Annotated in this window: 19 protein-coding genes; 12 read left to right on the top strand and 7 right to left on the bottom strand. The window is 67.2% G+C overall.

Features of this window, described 5'->3' with window-relative positions:
- The first annotated feature begins 66 nt into the window (after positions 1 to 66).
- From BLQ58_RS13140 to BLQ58_RS13125, 4 genes are read left to right on the top strand one after another with little or no spacing between them, the layout of a single operon-like run.
- Positions 67 to 1,077: a helix-turn-helix transcriptional regulator gene (locus BLQ58_RS13140; protein ID WP_092598579.1), complete on the top strand. Its 1,011-nt coding sequence runs from the start codon at positions 67 to 69 to the stop codon at positions 1,075 to 1,077.
- Positions 1,070 to 1,546, top strand: coding sequence for a DUF3331 domain-containing protein (locus tag BLQ58_RS13135; RefSeq protein WP_092598576.1), 477 nt, complete (start codon positions 1,070 to 1,072; stop codon positions 1,544 to 1,546). Before BLQ58_RS13140 ends, BLQ58_RS13135 begins: the two co-directional genes overlap by 8 nt.
- Positions 1,547 to 1,552: 6 nt before the next feature.
- A complete protein-coding gene (locus tag BLQ58_RS13130) occupies positions 1,553 to 2,953 on the top strand; it encodes a cytochrome ubiquinol oxidase subunit I (protein ID WP_092598573.1) in 1,401 nt (466 codons plus the stop codon).
- A gap of 16 nt (positions 2,954 to 2,969) precedes the next feature.
- Positions 2,970 to 3,941, top strand: a complete 972-nt coding sequence (locus tag BLQ58_RS13125) for a cytochrome d ubiquinol oxidase subunit II (protein ID WP_092598570.1) — start codon at positions 2,970 to 2,972, stop codon at positions 3,939 to 3,941.
- 79 nt (positions 3,942 to 4,020) lie between these two features.
- On the opposite strand, the gene BLQ58_RS13120 is transcribed toward BLQ58_RS13125, so the two are convergent.
- Positions 4,021 to 4,494 (bottom strand): Dps family protein, encoded by a 474-nt coding sequence (locus BLQ58_RS13120; protein ID WP_092598568.1) that lies wholly within the window; start codon positions 4,492 to 4,494, stop codon positions 4,021 to 4,023.
- A 300-nt stretch (positions 4,495 to 4,794) separates the two neighbouring features.
- Between BLQ58_RS13120 and BLQ58_RS13115 the strand changes: the two genes are divergently transcribed.
- A complete protein-coding gene (locus tag BLQ58_RS13115) occupies positions 4,795 to 6,267 on the top strand; it encodes a sensor histidine kinase (protein WP_092598565.1) in 1,473 nt (490 codons plus the stop codon).
- An 86-nt stretch (positions 6,268 to 6,353) separates the two neighbouring features.
- On the opposite strand, the gene BLQ58_RS29130 is transcribed toward BLQ58_RS13115, so the two are convergent.
- Entirely contained in the window at positions 6,354 to 6,491 is a 138-nt protein-coding gene (locus tag BLQ58_RS29130) for a hypothetical protein (RefSeq protein ID WP_175459899.1), read from the bottom strand.
- Positions 6,492 to 6,498: 7 nt separating this feature from the next.
- Positions 6,499 to 6,762, bottom strand: a complete 264-nt coding sequence (locus BLQ58_RS13110) for a hypothetical protein (RefSeq protein ID WP_092598562.1) — start codon at positions 6,760 to 6,762, stop codon at positions 6,499 to 6,501.
- Positions 6,763 to 7,057: 295 nt separating this feature from the next.
- Between BLQ58_RS13110 and BLQ58_RS13105 the strand changes: the two genes are divergently transcribed.
- The 3 genes from BLQ58_RS13105 to BLQ58_RS13095 all read left to right on the top strand — a co-directional run bounded on the left by BLQ58_RS13105 (position 7,058) and on the right by BLQ58_RS13095 (position 13,013).
- Positions 7,058 to 9,376, top strand: coding sequence for an FdhF/YdeP family oxidoreductase (locus BLQ58_RS13105; RefSeq protein WP_092598559.1), 2,319 nt, complete (start codon positions 7,058 to 7,060; stop codon positions 9,374 to 9,376).
- Between the two features lie 462 nt (positions 9,377 to 9,838).
- Complete coding sequence (locus BLQ58_RS13100; RefSeq protein ID WP_092598556.1) at positions 9,839 to 11,962, top strand: di-heme oxidoreductase family protein; 2,124 nt, start codon at positions 9,839 to 9,841, stop codon at positions 11,960 to 11,962.
- Positions 11,963 to 12,047: 85 nt separating this feature from the next.
- Positions 12,048 to 13,013: a glycosyl hydrolase gene (locus BLQ58_RS13095; protein ID WP_254775926.1), complete on the top strand. Its 966-nt coding sequence runs from the start codon at positions 12,048 to 12,050 to the stop codon at positions 13,011 to 13,013.
- Between the two features lie 70 nt (positions 13,014 to 13,083).
- On the opposite strand, the gene BLQ58_RS13090 is transcribed toward BLQ58_RS13095, so the two are convergent.
- Positions 13,084 to 14,100, bottom strand: coding sequence for a hypothetical protein (locus BLQ58_RS13090; RefSeq protein WP_139186104.1), 1,017 nt, complete (start codon positions 14,098 to 14,100; stop codon positions 13,084 to 13,086).
- Between the two features lie 79 nt (positions 14,101 to 14,179).
- Here BLQ58_RS13090 and BLQ58_RS13085 point away from each other — a divergent pair, with 79 nt between their 5' ends.
- Positions 14,180 to 14,398 (top strand): type 2 periplasmic-binding domain-containing protein, encoded by a 219-nt coding sequence (locus BLQ58_RS13085; protein ID WP_139186103.1) that lies wholly within the window; start codon positions 14,180 to 14,182, stop codon positions 14,396 to 14,398.
- A gap of 196 nt (positions 14,399 to 14,594) precedes the next feature.
- On the top strand, positions 14,595 to 15,302 hold the full coding sequence (locus BLQ58_RS13080) for a glutathione S-transferase N-terminal domain-containing protein (protein ID WP_092598547.1): 708 nt from the start codon (positions 14,595 to 14,597) through the stop codon (positions 15,300 to 15,302).
- A gap of 34 nt (positions 15,303 to 15,336) precedes the next feature.
- Here the strand turns inward: BLQ58_RS13080 and BLQ58_RS13075 are convergent, their stop codons facing one another.
- Positions 15,337 to 16,155, bottom strand: coding sequence for an IclR family transcriptional regulator (locus BLQ58_RS13075; RefSeq protein ID WP_092598544.1), 819 nt, complete (start codon positions 16,153 to 16,155; stop codon positions 15,337 to 15,339).
- Positions 16,156 to 16,256: 101 nt separating this feature from the next.
- On the opposite strand from BLQ58_RS13075, the gene BLQ58_RS13070 reads away from it, so the two are divergent.
- Together BLQ58_RS13070 and BLQ58_RS13065 are read left to right on the top strand one after the other, a co-directional pair.
- Complete coding sequence (locus tag BLQ58_RS13070) at positions 16,257 to 17,228, top strand: Bug family tripartite tricarboxylate transporter substrate binding protein (RefSeq protein ID WP_092598541.1); 972 nt, start codon at positions 16,257 to 16,259, stop codon at positions 17,226 to 17,228.
- Between the two features lie 29 nt (positions 17,229 to 17,257).
- A complete protein-coding gene (locus BLQ58_RS13065) occupies positions 17,258 to 19,621 on the top strand; it encodes a cytochrome P450/oxidoreductase (RefSeq protein WP_092598538.1) in 2,364 nt (787 codons plus the stop codon).
- Here BLQ58_RS13065 and BLQ58_RS13060 read toward each other — a convergent pair.
- Positions 19,616 to 20,626, bottom strand: coding sequence for a transketolase family protein (locus BLQ58_RS13060; protein WP_092598534.1), 1,011 nt, complete (start codon positions 20,624 to 20,626; stop codon positions 19,616 to 19,618). The two genes, BLQ58_RS13065 and BLQ58_RS13060, sit on opposite strands and share 6 nt — an antisense overlap.
- Positions 20,623 to 21,468: a transketolase gene (locus BLQ58_RS13055; RefSeq protein ID WP_092598531.1), complete on the bottom strand. Its 846-nt coding sequence runs from the start codon at positions 21,466 to 21,468 to the stop codon at positions 20,623 to 20,625. The genes BLQ58_RS13060 and BLQ58_RS13055 overlap by 4 nt, the downstream gene beginning before the upstream one ends.
- Positions 21,469 to 21,478: the final 10 nt, after the last annotated feature.

The raw sequence follows: 21,478 nt of genomic DNA, 5'->3' as shown, positions 1-21,478 counted from the left end.
CGCGTTCCTCCAGTACGCCGAGTGAACGCCCGCCGCCGAACCGATACCGCATCCCGGAGCCCCGCCATGAAAGATGTAGCCACCACCGTCCTCGACGCCCCTGACACCTCTGGCGCCGCACCTGCCCGGGCAGCGCCCCAGCTGCGCGTGGCCGCCGCGCAGGCGCCCGGCTTCGTCCAGTGCGAGACCCGCTGGCGCCACGCCCCCGAGGCCGTGGTCACGCCCGGCCACCGCGACGCCATCGTGGTGTCGCGCTGGACCTGCGACGGCGAGCCGCCTGACATGGTGTCGCACGCCGGCGAACCCACCCGGCACTGCATCGCCATCAACCTGCGGTCCAGCTCGATCCGCTTCCTGTGCGGCGGCATGCCCGTGTTTGACGGACGACTGGGTGCCGGTGCGGTCCACGTGACCGCGCCGGGCACCGCCACCAGCGCCGTGTACGCATCGGCCAGCGACGTGCTTCACCTGTTCGTGCCCCAATCGGTGCTGGCGGCCTGCTATGCCGACCAGTTCGGCCACGACCACGACGGCGAATTGCGGCTCGACGATCCGTTCCTCCATGCCGACCCGGCGCTGGAACGGCTTGGCCAGGCCCTGGCGGTGGCGCATTCGCAGGACCCCGGTCTGGGCCGCATCTTTGCCGACAGCGTGGCGCTGGCCATCGTGGCGCGCGTGGTGGCCAATCATTTCCAGCGCATTGCGTCGAAAACGCGTGCGGTGACCACGCTGCCCCAATGGCGTCTGCGCCGCGCCATCGAGTTCATCGACGCGAACCTGTCCGCGCCCATCGGGCTGGCCGATATCGCGCGCAGCACCGGGCTCACGCGCATGTACTTTGCCGCCCAGTTCCGTCGCACCACGGGCATGCGCCCGCACGAATACCTGGTGCGCCGCCGAATCGAACACGCGCAGGACCTGCTGCGTGGCGGTGACGGCAGCGTGCTGGAAGTGGCCATGCGCTGCGGATTCCGCTCGCAAGCCCATTTCACCACCGTCTTCAAGCGTTTCGTCGGCGACACGCCGCACTGCTGGCGCGTCAAGGTCACCTCTACCCCCGGGAGCTCCCATGGCTGAAACCCTGTACCCCGCATCCGTTGATACCCGCGATCTGGCGGACGTGCGCGACAGCGCCTGCGACACGTGGCTGCGCACCATCGCGCTGCTGGATCCGAAGAGCCAGACGCTGGCGTCCCTGACCTACACCGCCGGGGACAACGCGCTGCGCGCCCATGCCCCGATCGTCAGCATCATCGAACGGCTCAGCGGCGCCATGGCCGTGGTGAGCTGGCGCGACGCCACGCACTGCCGCTACGGGGCGCAGGTCTGGACCATCGGCGCGGCCCGCGACAGCGGCGTCTGCGCGTTGTCCGGCCAGCCCATCGACAAAAGCGACCTGGTGTTTCGCCCGCAGCGTTCGCGTCCGCCCGCGCTCAATGCCGACGCGATGATCCTGGCCTCGGCCATGGAGAGCGCCGGCGTGGCGCTTGCGCCCGCGCTGGACGACGCGCAGCCCACCATTGCCTACCGATCCAACGCCAGATAACGCGCCATGCACGACGTCACCGACCTGTCGCGGCTGCAGTTCGCCTTCACCGCGATCTTTCATATCCTCTGGCCGATCCTGACCATCAGCCTGTCGGCCTTCCTGTTCATCGTCGAAGTGCTCTGGATTCGCACCAACGACGTGGCGTGGTACCGCCACGCGCGGTTCTGGAGCAAGCTGCTGCTGCTGAACTTTGCCGTCGGCGTGGTCAGCGGCATCCCGATGGAGTTCGAATTCGGCACCAACTGGAGCGCGTTCTCGCAGTTCACGGGGCAGTTCTTCGGCAACATCCTCGGCTTCGAGGGCGCCATGGCGTTCATGCTCGAAGCCGGCTTCATCGGCATCATGATGTTCGGCTGGGAGCGCGTGCCGCGCGGCGTGCACCTGTTCGCCACCGGCATGGTGGCGCTGGGCTCGTCGCTGTCGGCCTTCTGGATCATGGTGGCCAACTCGTGGATGCAGACCCCGGCAGGCGTGGCGGTGAAGGACGGCAAGATCGTCGTCACCGATTACCTGCGCGCGATCTTCAATCCCGACGCGCTCTGGGGCGTCAGCCACATGTGGATGGCCGCCCTGGAAACCGGGCTGGTGGTGGTGGCCGGCATCTCGGCCTGGTACCTGCTGAAGCGGCGCCAGCCGGATTTCTTCGCACGCTCGTTCCGGCTGGCCATGGTGCTGCTGGTGATCGTGACGCCGTTGCAGGTATGGCTGGGCGACGGCAGCGGCGTGGACGTCTTCGAGACGCAGCCCGCCAAGGGCGCCGCCATCGAAGGCCACTGGCAGACCAATGCGCCGGGCACGGCCGCGTCGTGGTCGCTGCTGGCCTGGCCCAACCAGGCCACCCAGCGCAACGACTGGGCCATCGAGGTGCCCGGCATGCTGAGCCTGCTGGCGACGCACAAGGTGCATGGCACCGTCACGGGACTGGCCGACATTCCGCGCGCCGACCAGCCCCCGATGCTGCCGCTGCTCTACTACGCGTTTCGGGTGATGGCCGGCATCGGCGTGCTGTTCGTGGTGCTGGCGTTGTGGACGGCACGGGTGCTGCGCCGCACACGCCACCAGCCCGCCAGCCTGAGCCAGCATCGGGCGCTGCTGCTGGCATGGATCGTCGCCATTCCGCTGCCGTACCTGGCCGTCGAGTGCGGCTGGATCGTGCGCGAGGTGGGTCGCCAGCCATGGCTGGTCTATGGCCTGTTGCGCACCCCGCAAGGGGTCTCGACCGCCATTTCCGCCGTCGACGTGACTGGCAGCATCGCGATGTTCGGCGCCTTCTACGCCGTGCTGCTGGTGACCTTCACCTGGCTGGCCGCGCGCTGGCTGCGTCAGGGCCCGGACCTGACGCTCACCGCTCCGGCAGCCGCCGCGGCGGCCCTGCCGGCTGCAGCCGAGCGCAGCACCTACTGACCCCCGGAGACTCGCCATGGAAACTACCGCCCATACCCTGCTGGTATCGCTCTGGTTCTGCATCCTGGGCCTGATGCTGGCCGCCTATGTCGTCACGGACGGCTTTGACCTTGGCATCGGCATCCTGAGCCTGTTCGAGCCCGAGCGCGAACGGCGCGACGTGATGGTCGAATCGATCATCCACGTCTGGGATGCCAATGAAACCTGGCTCGTGGTGCTGGGGGGCGGGCTGTTCGGCGCCTTCCCGGCCGCCTACGCCATGCTGCTGCCCCAGCTGTACCTGCCGCTGATGGCGCTGATCGCCGGGCTGATCATGCGCGGCGCAGCCATCGAGTTCCGCCACGCCACCCATCGCGGCCCGTTCTGGGACCGGGTCTTCGGCGTCGGCAGCCTGCTGGCCGCCGTGGCCCAGGGCGTGATCCTCGGACGCATCATCACCGGGCTCGATCCGGGCGCATGGAACGCCGTGTTCACGCTGGTTGCCGCCGTGGGCGTGGCCGCCGGTTACGCGCTGCTGGGCGCCACCTACCTGATCAAGAAGACGTCGTATCCGGTCGACGCTTCGGCGCGCAAGTGGACACTGGCAACGCTGCCGATCACCGTCGTCAGCGCGCTGGTGCTGTCCGGCGCCACGCTGCGGCTAAGCCTGATCGGCACCGACCGCTGGCACCAGCATGGCGTGCTGGCCGTGCTGCTGGCGCTCGGTGTGATGGCCGCACTGGCGGTCGCCTGGATTGCCGGGTCCACCTGGACCGGCCGCCGCCGCGCCCCGTTTCGCGCCGCCGTGCTGTTGTTCCTGGTGTCGTTCGGCGGCCTGGCCATCAGCCTGTTCCCGAACGTGGTGCCGGGGCGGCTGTCGCTGGTCGATGCCGCCTCCGACGACCGCACGCTGGTATTCATGCTGATCGGCATTGGCGTGCTGCTGCCGGTCATGCTGGGCTACAACCTGTACCAGTACCACGTGTTCCGCGGCAAGGTGGCCGTCTGAATTGTTGCATGCGACGCCGGCCCGCGATGAAAAAAAGCCCTCTCCAACGGAGAGGGCTTTGGCGTTGGCGTCGGCAACGTTACCTGACCGACTCCGCCAGGAACCACGCGCGGCGCTGCGCTTCGTCGATCCAGTTTTCCAGCAGGCTGGCGGAGGCCACGTCGGCATGGTCGTCGCATACCGCGTGGGCGTCGAGCATGGCTTCGACCAGCGCAAGGTTGTCGGCATGCAGTTCGCGCAGCATGGCCTTGGGCGAGACGTCCTCGGCGTCGTTGTCGCGCACGCGCTGGAGTCGTGCAATGGCGCCGATCGAGCGCAGCGTCGTGCCGCCGAGCTTGCGCACGCGTTCGGCCACGTCGTCGGTCATCGCGAAGATCTGGCTGGCCTGCTCGTCCAGCATCAGGTGGTAGTCGCGGAAGTGCGGACCGGACATGTGCCAGTGGAAGTTCTTGGTCTTCAGGTACAGCGCGAAGACGTCGGCCAGCAGCCGGTTCAGGTGATCCGAGATTTCTGTAACGGCCAGGCCGGGATCGTCAAGCTGGGTATGGGTCATGATGGGCTCCAGTAAGGCATACCAAAGGGCTATGTGCCCCGATTCTGTGCACTCGCGGTCGCCTGCGGCGCGGGCGAGTGTCCATCTCGACTGTGCACCTGCGGCAAAGGCGCGGATTGTCCCCAGATCAAGCGCTTGCAAAAACGCACCCGCGGTTTGCAAAGGGCGACGAATGCATGGACATCTCCTATACCTTCATATGATTCCTCGACCAGTCATTCAGGACTAATATCAGGGTCGGATCATGCTGCCGGCCGTGGGCATGGCATACCGATAACCAGCAATACGGGCGAAACAGGGATGTACAACCCAACCACCAACCGGCTGTTGATGGGCGCGGCGGGCCTGCTGGGCCTCTGTGTCTTCACGATCGACGCCTTGACGCCGCTCGATTTCGCCATCGCGGTGGTCTATGTGCTCGTCATCCTGCTGGTGGCGCTGACCGGATCGATCCGCGCCACCCGGATCACCGCTGCCACGGCGCTGGTGCTCACCGTGGTGGCCTTTGCGTTTTCGCAGAACCCCGACCCCGATCACGGCCAGCTGGCACGCTTCGTCTTTGCCCTGCTGGCCATCGGCACCACCACGCTGCTGGCGCTGCGCAACCTGGCCGACATGGCGCGGCGGCGCCGCACCGAGGCCGCCCTGGCGCGCAGCGAGGCGTTCCTGGCCGAAGCCCAGCGGCTCAGCAAGACCGGCAGTATCGCGCTGCGCCTGCCGGCCAACACGATGACGTGGTCGGACGAGGCATTCCGTATCCTCGGCTACCCACGGGGCGAGGCACCGCATTTCGGCATGGTGCTCACGCGCGTGCATCCGGACGATCTGGCCGAAGTGCAGCGCGTGCATGCGGCCATGCTCGGCGGCGTGCCGAGCGTAGATCTTCGGCACCGGCTGCTGCTGCCCGATGGCGCGGTCCGTCACGTGCATCTGGTGGCGCGGCGCAGCGCCACGGCCGGCGACCAGCACGAGTACATGGGCGCCCTGATGGATACCACCGACGCCATCGCGACCCAGCAGGCACTGCATCGGACCATGACCGAACTGGCGCATGTGTCGCGCGTGACCACGCTTGGCCAGCTGGCCGCGTCGATCGCACACGAGGTGACGCAGCCGATGGCCGCCATCGTCACCTGCGGCAGCTCGGCACTGCGCTGGCTTCAGCGCGACGAGCCCGAGATCGCCGAAGCCACCGAATCCATCGAACAGGTGATTCGCGACGCCAGCCGCGCCAACGACATCATCCGGCAGATTCGCGCCATGGCGCAGAAGTCGGAACCCAAGTACGTCGACATCGGCGTCGACAACCTGGTGACGGCTTCGCTGGAACTGGTGCGGCGCGAGCTGCAGGACCATCAGGTATCGGCCGAGTTGGACCTGGATGCCGACGGCGTGCAGATTCACGGTGACTGGACGCAACTGCAGCAGGTGCTGGTGAACCTGATGGTGAACGCCGCGCAGGCCATGGCGCACGTGTCCGGCCGGCGCCGGCTCACGCTGGCCAGCCGCGTCCTGCCAGACCATACGGTGCTGCTGGTGGTCAGCGATACGGGTCCGGGCATTCCCGACAAGGACATGGATCGCCTGTTCAACGCGTTCTACACGACCAAGCCGGACGGCATGGGCATGGGCCTGTCCATTTGCCGGAACATCGTGGAATCCCATGGCGGCAGCATCGCGGCGGAATCTTTGCCCGAAGGCGGTGCGAAGATGATGGTACGGCTGCCGCAGCGGCTGGCCGATGGCGAGCAGGCGACCGAGGAAGCGGCCTGATCGCGACCGTGAGACGCCCCGGGGGCGAAGGTTGTGTCGCCCGCTGAATCCCGACCCACAAGAAAAACCGGCGCCTGGGCGGCGCCTCAGACGCCTGCCCAGAGCGCCGTGACCAGCGCCATGCCGCAACTGGCGGCACAGACGCCCAGCCATGCCAGCGCCAGCGTGACACCACCGACGGCCGCGCTGGCGGCCCGGCCTTCGATTTCGACATTGGCGATCATGCCGCGCTCAAGCGGGCGTGTTGCCCGGAGGCGCCGATACGCCGGTCAGGTCCTGACCCACCTGGATGAAGCGGCCCTGATCCGCCAGCGACACATTGAAGCGCGCGCCCTGCGTGTACACGTCACGCGGCTGGTCGATGTTGTACTGCGGATGCGAATGCGTGGCCGGGTGCTTGCCGGTCTCGGCGGCATTGGCCATGCCGCTGCCAAGGGCGCTGACGGCGGCCACGCCGCATGCCACGAGAACGGGAACGATGTGCTTGCGAATCATGATGAACTCCTGGTTGACTTGCGTTGCGGACGGGAAAACTTTCCGGCTTCCCCGCCAGGGCCTGCGTCGCAAGCCCGTGAATCCATCGTAGGCGGCACCGCCGCGCGGCGCATTCGTACGTGGGTTGCCTCGCGCTAGTCAATTTGTAGGGCACCATCATCCTTTGGTTTGCATGCCGCATCGCCGGGCGTGCAAAACCGAAACCCCTACCGCCAGCGGCAACGCCCGCCACCCTGCCGGCGATACGCTTGGGCCATCCCGACGTATCGATTCCTTTCAGGCAGGAGCCCCCGCCATGGCCTTCAAGTCAAAGCCACGCATCGAACCCTATCCCCATGCCGCCGCCGGATGGGGCGCGCTCAAGTACGTGGCCATCAACCTGATCAAGGAGCGCGTGCCCGGCCGCGACTACGCGATGCTGTTCCGGCAGAACAAGGCGGACGGCTTCGACTGCCCCGGCTGCGCCTGGCCAGACCGCGAACACGCCTCGACGTTCGAGTTCTGCGAAAACGGCGTGAAGGCCGTGGCCGCGGAGTCCACCGGCAAGCGCGTGACGGCCGCATTCCTGGCGCAACACACGGTGGCGGCCCTGATGGACCAGACCGACTACGAACTGGAGCAGCATGGCCGCCTGACCGAGCCCGTGATTTACGATGGCCTGACCGACACGTACCGGCCGATCTCCTGGCAGGACGCGTTCGCGCTGATCGGCACCCGCCTGCGCGCCCTGCCCGATCCGAACCAGGCGGCCTTCTACACCTCGGGCCGCGCCAGCAACGAGGCCGCGTTCCTGTACCAGTTGTTCGCGCGTATGGTCGGCACCAACAACTTCCCGGACTGCTCGAACATGTGCCACGAGGCCACCAGTCGCGGCATGCCCCATACGGTGGGGGTCGGCAAGGGCACCGTGACGCTGGAGGACTTCGAGACCTGCGACACCGTGCTGCTGTTCGGCCAGAACCCCGCCACCAACCATCCGCGCATGCTGGCCGAACTGCGCGACTGTGCCCGCCGTGGCGCCACGCTGGTGTCGATCAACCCGTTGCGCGAGCGCGGGCTGGAGCGATTCACCAGTCCGCAGAGCCCGGTGGAGATGCTGACCATGTCCGACACGAAGATCTGCTCGGTGTTCGTGCGGCCCACGCTGGGCGGCGACTACGCGCTGATCAAGGGCGTGGCCAAGCGCGTGCTGGAACTGGACGACGAGGCGCAGGCCACGGGTGCGGCCCGGGTGCTTGACACCGTATTCATCGCCGAACACACGCACGGCTTCGACGCCTTCGCGGCCGACCTGCGTGCCGAATCGTGGACCGTCATCGAGCAGGAATCGGGCGTGCCGCGCGCGGACATCGAAGGCCTGGCCGCGATCTACGCGCGTGGCCAGCGCGTGATCTGCACCTGGGGCATGGGCCTGACGCAGCACAAGCATTCGGTCCAGACCATCCAGATGCTGACCAACCTCATGATGCTGCGCGGCAATATCGGGCGCGAAGGCGCGGGCCTGTGTCCCGTGCGCGGCCACTCGAACGTGCAGGGCAACCGGACGGTCGGCATCGAGGAGCAACCGACGGAAGCCTTCCTCGACAAGCTTGGCGCGGCATTCCGCTTCACCCCGCCACGCGAGCACGGCTACGACGTGGTGGAGAGCATCGAGGCCATGCTGCGCGGCGACGTGAAGATCTTCGTGGCGCTGGGCGGCAACTTCGCGGCGGCTACCCCGGACACGCCCCGCACGTGGGACGCGCTGCGCGCGTGCAACCTGACCGTGCATATCGCGACAAAGCTCAACCGCAGCCACCTGGTCCACGGCAAGGAGGCATTGATCCTGCCCACGCTGGGCCGCACCGAGATCGACCTGCAGGACGGCGTGCCGCAGGGCGTAACCGTGGAAGACTCGGTCTCGAAGGTGCATATCTCGTTTGGGATGAATACGCCGGCGTCGCCAGACCTGATGTCCGAGACCGCGATCATCGCCGGCCTGGCTCATGCCACGCTGGGCAGCGCCACCGTTGACTGGCGCTGGTACGCACAGGACTACGCGCGCATTCGCGACAAGATCGCCGAGGTGGTCGACGGATTCGAGCACTACAACGCCCGCGTGGCGGTACCGGGCGGCTTTCACCTGTATGTGCCCGCGCGCGAGCGACAATGGCACACGCCGTCCGGCAGGGCGGAGTTCCTGGTCAACCCGCTGACCCTCGACACGCCGATCGCCCGGGCCCGCGCCCGCCACGGCGAACGCGTGATGACGCTGATGACCACGCGTTCGCACGACCAGTACAACACCACGATCTACGCGCTGGACGACCGCTATCGCGGCGTCTTCGGCCAGCGCCGCGTGGTGTTCATCCATCCGGCGGACCTGCAGATGCTGGGCCTGCGCGACGGTGAATGGGTCGACATGACCACGGTCTGGCACGACGATATCGAGCGGCGCGCCGACGGATTCCGGCTGGTTGCCTACGACATCCCACGCGGTTGCGTGGCGGCCTATTACCCAGAGACCAACCCCCTGGTGCCGCTGGACAGCGTGGCCGACCTCTGCAATACACCGACATCGAAATCGGTACCGGTGCTGCTGCATCGGGCCAGCGCGGCAACCGCATCTCTTTGAGCGTCAACTCATTGGACGCTTGATAATTCAACGCCTGGCCCCCCGGCCACTGCCGTCCTCCGGCAAGTGGCCGTTTTCATGGCCGCCGCCGTAGCAATGTCTGCGGCTTTCGCGCAACGAAATCTGCACCAGATTGGCCCACGCGGCACGCGCTCCGCAATAACCGAAGGTGCCATCCCCGGCAGAAAACCTCCGGTTTCTGTCATGTCCATGTCATCGACCGGGCTGTATCCGGCGTGCAGTCAAGAGGTGACGATCCTCGTCACCGCAAGGCGCAATTTTTGTCACCCGATGCGCCAGATAATGACAATTGACATCTATTTAAGCAGCTCACGATAATCGCCGCGGCTACAGGGAATGGGCCGTTTCGCGGCACACGGCAGATGTCCGTGCCGAAGCCGGGGATAAAAGAAATCGAAACGGAGCCCGGCGCGGTTCCGACAAGAACGAAGGGTCAATACAATGAAAAAAGTCGCTCACCATCGTGGGCCGGCATTGCTGCTGGCCGCCTTATTCATGGTCGCCGCGTGCGGCGGAGGGGGCGGCGACGGCGGTTCGGCGCCTGCCCCGACTGTCACGCCATCGCTCTACGAACCGTTGTACGGCGCCGATACGCCGGTCATGGAACAGATCCAGTACCGGGAGGCCGACGGCACGCTGGTCACGATGATGGGCTCGCGCCCGACCGAGCGCCACGCGCGCGAACGCGGCGAAGCCTGGGATGCCCCCGATGCGGGCCCGGGCCGCTACCTGACCTTCCCCACGTTCTACTTCCAGAACCGCACGTTCGGCCTGGAAATCCGCGACCACGTGCCCGCCGGCAAGCAGCTGATCGAGGTCTACCTGCGCGTGAACCAGGGCATCTTCGACGGCACCACGTTCAGCCTGTTCCGCAACGTGCTAGATCCTACGGTGCGTGACTATGGCTGGTCGCTGAACTACGGCTTCAACAATCCGAAGGAAGGCGGCCTGCCGATCTGCCGCGAAAACCAGCCGCGCGAAGACTGCATGATGACCTTCGACTCGAACTGGCGCACCGACCCGCACAGCCCCCTGAAGATCGGCGACAAGGTCGAGCTGGCCCCGGCGCCGCGCCTCAAGCGCGATCCGGTGGTGGACGGCGGCGGCAGCCGCTACTACTCGTTCGAGCAGCTCTACATCGTGGGCGTGGGCATGCGTCCGTGGTACGGCATCGCGCCGAACCTCGATTCCGAACCGCTGCCCGACGACGCCCTGCTGGGCGGCCAGGCCAGCCTCTCGTACAACTACTCGGAAGAACCGATGCGGGTCTTCCAGCAGATGGCCAACAACATCGGCATCACCAATACGCAGCGGTTCGTGGAAGGGCGCCGGCTGTTCCACACGTCGTTCGCCGACGGCACGCACTCCGAGCACGATCGCGACAACCCCGTGTTCACGGCCCATATCGGTCAGCTCGGCGCGCGCTACAACCAGCCGCGCTGCATCGAATGCCACACCAACAACGGCCGCAGCAAGCCGCTGGCGCTGGGCGCGAAGCTGGATACGATGTCGTTCCTGACAGCCAACGGCGACGGCAGCGGCCCCGACCCCGTCTACGGCCACAACGTGCAGCAGCACGCCCAGGATGCCAAGGCGGCCCCCTACGACGTCACCGTGCAGTCGTTCGACACCACCGTGCGCACGCTGCCCGATGGCGAGAAGGTCGAACTGGTCAAGCCGGTCTTCGCGTTCAAGGGCCCTGCCCCGGGACGCTACTCGGCGCGCCAGGCCGCTCAGGTGATCGGCATGGGGCTGCTGGAGGCCATTCCAGAATCCACCATCCTGGGCCTGGCCGACCCCGATGACGCCAACGGCGACGGCATCCGCGGCGTGGCCAACCTCGTGGTGGATCCGCAGACGGGCAAGACCCACGTGGGCCGCTTTGGCTGGAAGGCATCGAAGGGCAGCATCCGCCAGCAAGTGGCCGACGCGCTGATCAAGGACCTGGGCGTGACGTCGCCGATGTTCCCCGACTACGGCTGCCAGCGTGGGGCGGCGAACTGCCACACGGTCACCACGCCGACGTCGGTCAGCGAGAACGAACTGCAGCGCGTGACGCACTACCTGTCGCTGATCGCCGTGCCGGCCCAGCGCAAGCTGCGCAGCGGCTTCCCGGACGGCGTCCGCGTGTCGCCCGAGCATGACGTGGATCCGGCACAAATCGCGCGAGGCACCGACCTGTTCACGCAGGTGCGCTGCGCGGCCTGCCATACGCCAACCTTGAAGACGGGCGCCACGCATCCGTTTGCCGAACTTCGCGAGCAGATCATCCATCCGTACACCGACCTGCTGCTGCACGACATGGGGCCCGAACTGGCCGACACGCTGTCCGAGGGCCGCGCGTATCCCAGCCAATGGCGCACGGCGCCGCTGTGGGGCATCGGCTCGTTGCGCTTCGTGCAGGGTGGCGATACCAGCGTGCGCCTGCTGCATGATGGCCGCGCCCGCACCATTCCCGAAGCCGTGCTCTGGCACGGCGGCGAGGCCACCGATAGCCGCAAACGCTACGAAGCCCTGCCGAAGGCCGACCGCGACGCGATCACGGCGTTCCTGCAGTCGCTGTAGCGCACGGTGACACCAGCCGCTTCCCTCTCCCGCCCGAGGCAGAGGGAAGCCACCCAATCCGACTCCGCTTCACACGGTAACCCACATGCTGATGCACACCCTACGCAGCCGTGCCGTTGCGCCGCTGCTCATGGCTTTCGCGCTGACCGCCTGCGGCGGCGGCGACGGGGGCACCCCGACGTCCGCGAGCGGCGGCTCTGGCGGTTCCGGCGGCAACCTCTCGGCAAGCACGCCGACCGCACCCACCACGCCGCCGTCGTCCACGCCGGGCGTGACCAAGAGCGCCAAGCGTGGCATCGCCTACGATCTGGCCAGCAAGGCCGACGTGGCAGCGCTGGCCCCCGGCGTATCGTGGTGGTACAACTGGTCGCCCAGGCCCAGCGCATCGGCGCCCACCGACCCGCGCGCCGCCTATGGCATGGACTTCGTGCCGATGCTCTGGAACGACTACGCGTTCGATGCCGCCACGGTGGAGACGTGGCTGAATGCGCATCCGGAGGTCAAGTACCTGCTGCTCATGAACGAGCCGAACCTGACGGATCAGGCCAACCTGTCGCCTGCCGCGGCGGCGGCAGTCTGGCCGCAGTTCGAAGCCATTGCCGCCCGTACCGGCGTCAAGCTGGTGGGCCCGGCCATCACGTGGGGCACCATGCCGGGCTACAGCGATCCCGTGGTCTGGCTCGACGCGTTCTACAACGCCTATCGCGCCGCCAACGGCAACCGCAATCCCCAGATCGATTATCTGGCCTTCCACTGGTACGACTATGGCCTGGGCGGGCAACTCGACCGCCTGGCCAAGTACGGCAAGCCGTTCTGGGTCACCGAGTTCGCCAACTGGCACAGCAATGTCGACGGCGCGCAGGTCGATACGCTCGAAAAACAGAAGACGCAGATGCGCGAAATGGTGGCCACCTGCGAGCAGCGCACCGATGTCTTCCGCTACGCATGGTTCACGGGCCGCTGGAACCCCGATCCGCATTTCACCAGCCTGCTGGGCGCCGATGGCGAACTGACGGAACTGGGGCGCTACTACGTGAGCCTGCCGTTCTGACGCCGCCGGCCCGCGGCCGCATGGCGGCGGGGCCGGCGGGATGGGTGCGGATCGTGTTGGACGGCCGTGCCTAGCGGGACACGTGGCGCTCCGTCAATCCGTGCGCCAGCGGCGTCGCGGCCGGTGCCGTCAGGGTCGGCGTGCCCGGCACGCGCGCCGCAGCCACCGCTTCGCGCTCCACGCGGATCTGATCGATCTCGGCGCCCACGTCGCCCGCCTCGCTGACGCCCATCGCGATGACCACGGTGCCCCGGGCCACCGGCACCGGCACCGGCGGCGACATACCGCTGCATAGCGCCGTGTTGCACGGCATGCCGTTGCCGCCCAGCGGCACGCGGGCGATGGTGGTGGCCGCCGAGCCCAGCTCGGCAAACGTCGCCGCGCCTTCGCCATTGACCACGAGCTGCCGGGTCACCAGCGCGAACGACACCGCGATCTGCGCCGATTGCGCGCCGTTGCCCGCAGCCGTCTTCGAAATCGTGTTCGCAGCCCGGATATAAAGCGGACGAAAGCGGAAGTAGTCGGTGAACTTGCCGTCCTGCAGCCGCTGTTCGATGGCCAGCACGGCGACCAGCCCGGGGCGCGACGGCGCATCGCCCAGCGCATAGCGTGCGAATACTGCGCAACGGACGCCACGGAAGCCCGCCGCCGAGAAACTGACGTCGACATTGCTGGCGTCGATCGCCTCGCGCTTCAGCTGTTCCGGACTGCCCTGGTCCTTGTCCGCGTAGAGATCGGCAACCAGCCGCGTACCGCTGGCCACGAACGCGGTGCCGGCTGCGTTGGCTGCGGCGGCTGGCCGGGCGGGCGCAGTCGATGCGTTCGGGGAAGATTTCGATGCGGGCTCGGCGCACTGTGGCGAGGCCAGCAGGTCCTTGATCTGGCGGTTCTCCGGCAGCGCCAGGATGGCACCCAGATCCTTGTCCGTCGACCAGTCCTTGCCGGCGGCGACCCATGCCTGCGCCGCGCGCTTCGGTTTGCCGCTGAGGTCGTCAGCCTTGAAGGCCGATGCTGGTGGCGCTTTCGGTGTCGATGTGCAGCCGGCAGCGAGCATGCAGCCGGCAGCGAGTCCCAAAAAGGTCCTCATGCTGCCCTCCCATGAAAGAAGCTAGAGGATATGGCCCGCCCGTGCGCGGCGGATACCATCCAAATGACTGAACAGCCAAATGGAGAGTAGTCATCCTGACGCATCGATGCCAGGCGAGTGTCGGGCAGGCGCAACGATTGTCCAGCATGATCTCGACGCGGGCCGGCTGCGGCTGGTGCTGCCCGACGCCGCCTTGCGGCCCGTGCCGCTGCAGGTGCTGCACGGATTCGGGCGCCGCCTGCCGGCCCGCGCGAAGATCTTCGTCGATTTCGTCGCCGCGGAACTGGCTGGCCGGTAGCCAACCGATCGCGCCACACGCCATCGCCGCTGTTGGACGGCGCCCGACTGGCTGACCGGTCGGCCGCGCCGCCCGCACCCATTCAGGATTGGCCCGGATCAAATATCACATCATGGGTATTTGTCGACTGCCAGGCAAAACTGCGCCAAAGCCATTACCATGCCGCTTTCGCCCACAAAACGACAACCGCATCACGATGACCGTTCTGTCCGACTTTCCGATTACCGGCAAATGGCCGGCGCAACATCCCGACCGCCTGCAACTGTATTCGCTCAATACCCCCAACGGCATCAAGGTATCGCTGATGCTGGAGGAAACCGGGCTGCCCTACGAGCCGCATCTCGTCCGCTTCGACAAGCACGACCAGACCTCGCCCGAATTCCTGTCGCTGAACCCCAACAACAAGATCCCCGCGATCATCGACCCCAACGGCCCCGGCGGCCAGCCGCTGGCGCTGTGGGAATCGGGCGCGATCCTGGTGTACCTGGCCGACAAGACCGGCAAGTTCATGCCGGCCGACCCCGCGCTGCGCTACGAGACCCTGCAGTGGGTCATGTGGCAGATGGGTGGCATCGGCCCGATGTTTGGCCAGGTGGGCTTCTTCCACAAGTTCGCGGGCAAGGACTACGAGGACAAGCGTCCGCGCGACCGCTATGTGGCCGAATCGAAGCGGCTGCTGAACGTGCTGAACGAGCGCCTCAAGGGCCGCCAGTGGATCATGGGCGACGACTACTCCGTTGCCGACATCGCCACGTTCCCCTGGGTGCGCAATCTGCTGGGCTTCTACGAGGCGGGCGACCTGGTGGGCATCCAAGACTTCCCCGAGGTGTCGCGCGTGCTGGCAGCCTTTGTGGCGCGGCCGGCCGTGCAGCGCGCAGTCGATATTCCGAAGCGACCGGAATAAGGCGGCGCGGCATCGGGCCGCCGCCCCCCGAGGATCAGCCCGCGAACCCCAGCAAGACGCTGATGGCCGCAGCTTCCTCGCGCACAGCGCGGCCGATCGGTCCGTCGATCGACGGATCGAAGCCGCCAGTGGCGCCCAGCGCGGTCAGCACCGCGCAAACCCGGCCGGTGTAATCGCGCACGGGCGCCGCCACCGCGCTGATGCCTTTGAGGTTGGTATCGCGCACCGCCGCGCAGCCTTGTGCCCGCACGGGCTTGCGCAACGCCCCTAGCGGGTCCTTCGCGTCCAGGTCCGCGCGCTGTCCCGGCGTCAGCACATCGAGTTCCGCGCGCGCCAGCGCCTGCACGTTCGAATCGTCGAGCATGCCCAGGAACACGCGGCCCGTGGCCGACCACAGCAGCGGCATCACCGACCCCACCCGCACGTTCACCGTCACCGGCAGGCCCGGCTCTTCGATCCTGACGATGGTGGGCCCCTTGTTGCCCATCACCGCGATGAAGCACGTCACTTCGAGCCGCTCGCGCAGCCGCGCCAGCGACGCTTCGGAGAGCCGGATCGGGTCCGCCTGGCGCATCGCGGCCAGCCCGATCTGCAGCGCCTCGATGCCCAGGTGGTACTGCTGGGTGTTCGCTTCCTGTGCGACGAACCCTTCCTCCATCAGGCTCACCAGATAGCGGTGCACCTTGGCCGGGCTTTCACCGATCTGCCCCGCGATAGCCGTCAGGCTGGCCCGCCCACCCAGGCGCGCCAGTGTCTTCAGCACGGCCATGCCGGTTTCGGCGGCCTGCACGCGCTGGCGGCGTTCGCGCGGGCGGGGACCGGGGTCCGGAGAGAATTCGGAAGCAGAAGTCATGACGCCCGAGGTTAACCCTCATTCATTGATTACGCAATGCGTATATGATTTACGCAAAAGAGGCCCACCACCATCCGGCCAAATACCAAGGAGACACCCCGATGCCCCGCTTCCAGCCCCTGGCGCTGCTTGCGCTGTCTTTTGCAGTGGTTACCGGCGCACATGCCGCCGATGCCTGGCCTGCCAAGCCGATCCGGTGGATCGTGCCGTACCCGGCGGGAGGCGGATCGGACTTCCTGGCGCGCACCATCGGACAAGGGCTGTCGACCCGCGTCAGCCAGCCAGTGGTGGTGGATAACAAGCCGGGCGGCAATACCGCGATTGGCGCTGCCGAGACTGCCCGCTCGGCGCCCGATGGCTACACGGTGCTGTCGGCCGACAACGGCACGCTGGTCTTCAATCCCGCGTTGTACAAGACGCTGTCCTACAACCCCACGCGCGACCTGGCGCCCGTGACGCTGCTGGGCCGTTTTCCGATGATCCTGGTGGTCGGCCCCGGCACGCAGGCCAAGACCGCGCAGGAGTTCATCGCCCAGGTCAAGGCGACGCCGGGCGGCGTGAACTACGGTTCGGCGGGCGCCGGCAGCCCGCACCATCTGGCGATGGAGCTGCTCAAGACCGAAGCCAACCTGACCATGACCCACGCGCCGTATCGCGGTGCCACGCCGGCCCTGTCCGACGTGGCCGCCGGCCAGATTCCCGCGATGATGGTCGACTACGCCGCCGGCGCGGGCTTCATCAAGGGCGGAAAGGTGCGCCCGCTGGCGGTGGCCAACGCCACGCGCCTGCCCCAGTTGCCCGACGTGCCGACCTTCGGCGAGCTTGGCTACAAGAACGTGGAAGCCGCCGCGCTGGTGGGCATGGTGGTGCCGGCCGCCACGCCGCCCGAGGTCATCAACACGCTCAACCGGCAGGTAGTGGCGTCCGTGAAAGACCCCGCCATCCACAAGAAGCTGGTCGACTTCGGCGTGGAGCCCGTCGGCAACACCCCGGCCCAGTTCGCCGACCTGCTGCGCAGCGAGACCGCACGCTGGACCCGGCTGATCCACGACCTGAAGATTTCGCTCGACTGACGCACCACCGCCCGTAGTTGGAGTTCCGCATGACCCAGTCCACCCCACCCGCGCGCGGCGCGGGCTGCCCGATCGACCACGCCGCACTGGGAGCCGCCGGCGCGTCCCCTGTCCTGGCGCCGAACGGCTGCCCGGTCAGCCACAACGCCGCGGCGTTCGATCCGTTCGAGGACGGCTACCAGCAGGATCCGCCCGACTACCTGCGCTGGTCGCGCGAGCAGGAACCCGTGTTCTACAGCCCGAAACTGGGCTACTGGGTGGTGACCCGCTTCGACGACATCAAGGCGATCTTCCGCGACAACCTCACGTTCAGCCCGGCCATCGCCCTGGAGAAGATCACCCCGACCGGCGACGAAGCGAACGCCGTGCTGGCGTCGTACGGCTATGCGATGAACCGGACACTGGTCAACGAGGACGAGCCGGCCCACATGCCGCGCCGCCGCGCGCTGATGGAGCCGTTCACCCCGGCGGAACTGGTGCACCATGAGCCGCTGGTGCGCCGGCTGGCGCGCGAATACGTCGACCGCTTCATCGACGATGGCCGCGCCGATCTGGTCGACCAGATGCTCTGGGAGGTGCCGCTGACCGTCGCCCTGCACTTCCTCGGCGTCCCCGAGGAAGACATGGACCTGCTGCGCCAGTATTCGATCGCCCACACGGTGAACACGTGGGGCCGGCCGAAGCCCGAAGAACAGGTGGCCGTGGCCCATGCCGTGGGCAACTTCTGGCAGCTGGCGGGCCGCATCCTCGACAAGATGCGCGACGATCCATCGGGAGCGGGCTGGATGCAGTATGGCATCCGCAAGCAGCAGGAGCTGCCCGAGGTCGTCACCGATTCGTACCTGCACTCGATGATGATGGCCGGCATCGTGGCCGCGCACGAGACCACGGCCAATGCATCGGCCAACGCCATCAAGCTGCTGCTGCAGCATCCCGACGTCTGGCGCGAGATCTGCGAAGACCCGGCGCTGATTCCCAACGCCGTGGAGGAATGCCTGCGCCACAACGGATCGGTGGCCGCCTGGCGCCGCGTGGTGACGCGGGACACCGAGGTGGGTGGCATCCCGCTGGCGGCAGGCAGCAAGCTGCTGATCGTGACATCGTCGGCCAACCATGACGAGCGCCATTTCTCGGATGCCGACCTGTTCGACATCCACCGCGACACCGCCAGCGACCAGCTGACCTTCGGCTATGGCGCGCACCAGTGCATGGGCAAGAACCTGGCGCGCATGGAAATGCAGATTTTCCTCGAAGAGCTGACCAGCCGTCTGCCGCACCTGCGGCTGGCCGACCAGCACTTCACCTACGTGCCCAACACGTCGTTCCGTGGCCCGGAGCACCTGTGGGTGGAATGGGATCCCGCGCTGAATCCCGAACGCACCGATCCCGCCGTGCTGGCACCCCGCGACGCGGTGCGCATCGGCGAGCCCACCGGCAATATCGGCCGCACGCTGGTGGTCGAGGCGGTCGAGCCGGCCGCGCAGGACGTGCTGCGTATCCGCCTGGCATCGCAGGACGGCCGCCCCCTGCCGCGCTGGACGCCCGGCGCGCATATCGACGTCGAATGCGGCCACACCGGCATCTCGCGCCAGTATTCGCTCTGCGGCGACCCGGCCGATGCCAACGCGTTCGAGATTGCCGTGCTGCGCGAGCCGGAAAGCCGTGGCGGTTCTGCCTGGCTGCACGCCAACCTGCGCGTCGGCGACAAGCTCAAGGTACGAGGACCGCGCAACCACTTCCGGCTCGACGAAAGCTGCCGCAAGGCCATCTTCGTGGCTGGGGGCATTGGCGTGACGCCGGTCAGCGCCATGGCGCGGCGCGCGCGCGAACTCGGCATCGACTACGTGTTTCACTACTGCGGCCGGTCGCGCAAGGCCATGGCCCTGCTCGACGAACTGGCTGTGCTGCACGGCAACCGCCTGCACGTCCATGCCGCCGATGAAGGCCATCGCGCCAACTTCGGCCAACTGCTCGCCAGCCCGGACACCGGCACGCACATCTACGCCTGCGGCCCGGCGCGGTTGATCGAGGCACTGGAAGCATGCTGCGCCAACTGGCCCGAGGACACGCTTCGCGTGGAGCACTTCAGCTCCACGCTGGGCACTCTCGACCCATCGAAAGAACTGGCTTTCACCGTCGAGTTGAAGGATTCCGGGCTGACGCTCGACGTCCCGTCCGACCAGACCCTGCTTACCGCGCTGCGCTGCGCCAATATCGACGTGCAGAGCGACTGCGAGGAAGGCCTGTGCGGTTCGTGCGAGGTGCGCGTGCTGGCTGGCGACATCGACCACCGTGACGTCGTGCTCACCCGCACCGAGCGCGACGCGAACAACCGGATGATGTCGTGCTGCTCACGTGCCGCGCGCGGCGGGAAGATCGTGCTGGCGCTATGAATAGCCCAGCCATCCCTTGATGGTCTGCCCCATCACACCGGCCGAAATGCCGTAGCGGTCGTGCAGTGTCGGCAGCGCGCCGGCGTCCAGGAATGCGTCGGGCAAGCCCACCTGCCGGAACGGTACATGCACGCCCGCGCGCATGAGCGTGCCTGCCACCGCCTCGCCCAGCCCGCCCATCACCGTATGGTTCTCGGCCACCACCACCAGGCGGCCCGGCCTGCGGGCTTCGCGCAGGATCGTCTCGGTGTCGAGTGGCTTGATGGTCGGCACATGCAGCACCGCCACGCCCACGCGATCGGCCTCCAGCGCCTTGGCCACTTCCAGCGCGCGCATCGTCATGATGCCCGACGAGATGACCAGCACCTCGGCGCCATCGCGCAACAGCCTGGCCTTGCCCAGTTCGAAGGTGTAGTCATACTCGTCCAGCACCACCGGCACATTACCGCGCAGCAGCCGCGCATAGACCGGCCCGTCATGCGCCGCGATGGCCGGCACCATCTGTTCGATATCGAGCGCGTCGCACGGGTCGATCACCGTCATGTTCGGCATGGCGCGCATCAGGGCCAGGTCTTCCGCCGCCTGGTGGCTCGGGCCGTAGCCCGTGGTCAGCCCCGGCAGCGCGCAGACGATCTTGACGTTGAGGTTGTCCTCGGCAATCGTCTGGTGAATGAAGTCGTAGGCGCGCCGCGTGGCGAACACCGCGTAGGTGGTGACGAACGGCACCGCCCCTTCATGGGCGAAGCCGGCGGCGGCGCCCATCAGCAACTGCTCGGCCATGCCCATCTGGTAGTACCGCTCGGGATAGGCCTTGGCAAAGATATGCAGGTCGGTGTACTTGCCCAGGTCGGCCGTCATGCCGATGATGTCGGGCCGTTGCGCGGCCAGCGCCGTCAGCGCGTGGCCGAACGGTGCGGCACGCGTGGCCTGCCCTTCGCCGGCAATCGAGGCGATCATCGCCGAGGTCTTGAGCCGGGCCTTGCCGGTATTTACAGTGTTGCTCATGCTTGTCTCCCGGCTTCCAGCGCCTGCAGCGCCAGTTGCCATTCGTGGGCTTCCACCCGGATGAAATGGTTCTTCTCGCGCTGTTCCAGGAACGGCACGCCGCACCCCATGCGCGTGTCGCAGACGATCATGCGCGGCTGCGGCCCCTGATGCGCGCGGGCGTTCTGGAACGCGCTGGCGACGGCGTCGATGTCGTTGCCATCCACGCGTTGCACGTACCACCCGAATGCTTCCAGCTTGGGCACCAGCGGTTCGAACGACAGGATCTGCGTCGACGGGCCGTCGGCCTGCTGGTTGTTCACGTCAACCATGGCGATCAGGTTGTCCAGCTTCCAGTGGCTGGCCGACAGGATGCCTTCCCAGATGGACCCTTCGTCAAGCTCGCCGTCCGAGAACAGCGTGTAGACGAACGCGTCCGAGCCCTTGCGCTTCAGACCCAGGCAGCGGCCCACTGCAATCGTCAGCCCCTGGCCCAGCGAACCGCCGGACATCTCCATGCCGGGCGTATAGCTGGCCATGCCCGACATCGGCAGCCGGCTGTCGTCGCTGCCATAGGTTTCGAGTTCCTCGGCGGGCAGGATGCCGGCTTCGAGCAGCGCCGCATACAGCGCGATGGCGTAGTGGCCGTTGGACAGCAGGAAGCGGTCGCGCCCTTCCCATTCAGGATCCTCGGGGCGGAACTTCATGGCGCCAAAGTAGGCCACGGCCAGCACGTCGGCGATGTCCAGCGCCTGGCCGACGTAGCCCTGCCCTTGCACTTCGCCCATCAGGATGGCATTGCGCCGGATACGGTAGGCGCGCTCGGCCAGCGACACGGGCGCGTCGAGATTGGTACGACTCATGATGACTCCA

The organism is Ralstonia sp. 25mfcol4.1, assembly GCF_900104095.1.
Taxonomy (GTDB): Bacteria; Pseudomonadota; Gammaproteobacteria; order Burkholderiales; family Burkholderiaceae; genus Cupriavidus.
The sequence above is the reverse complement of the archived record's forward strand: the minus strand, read 5'-3'. Positions and strand labels throughout refer to the sequence as shown.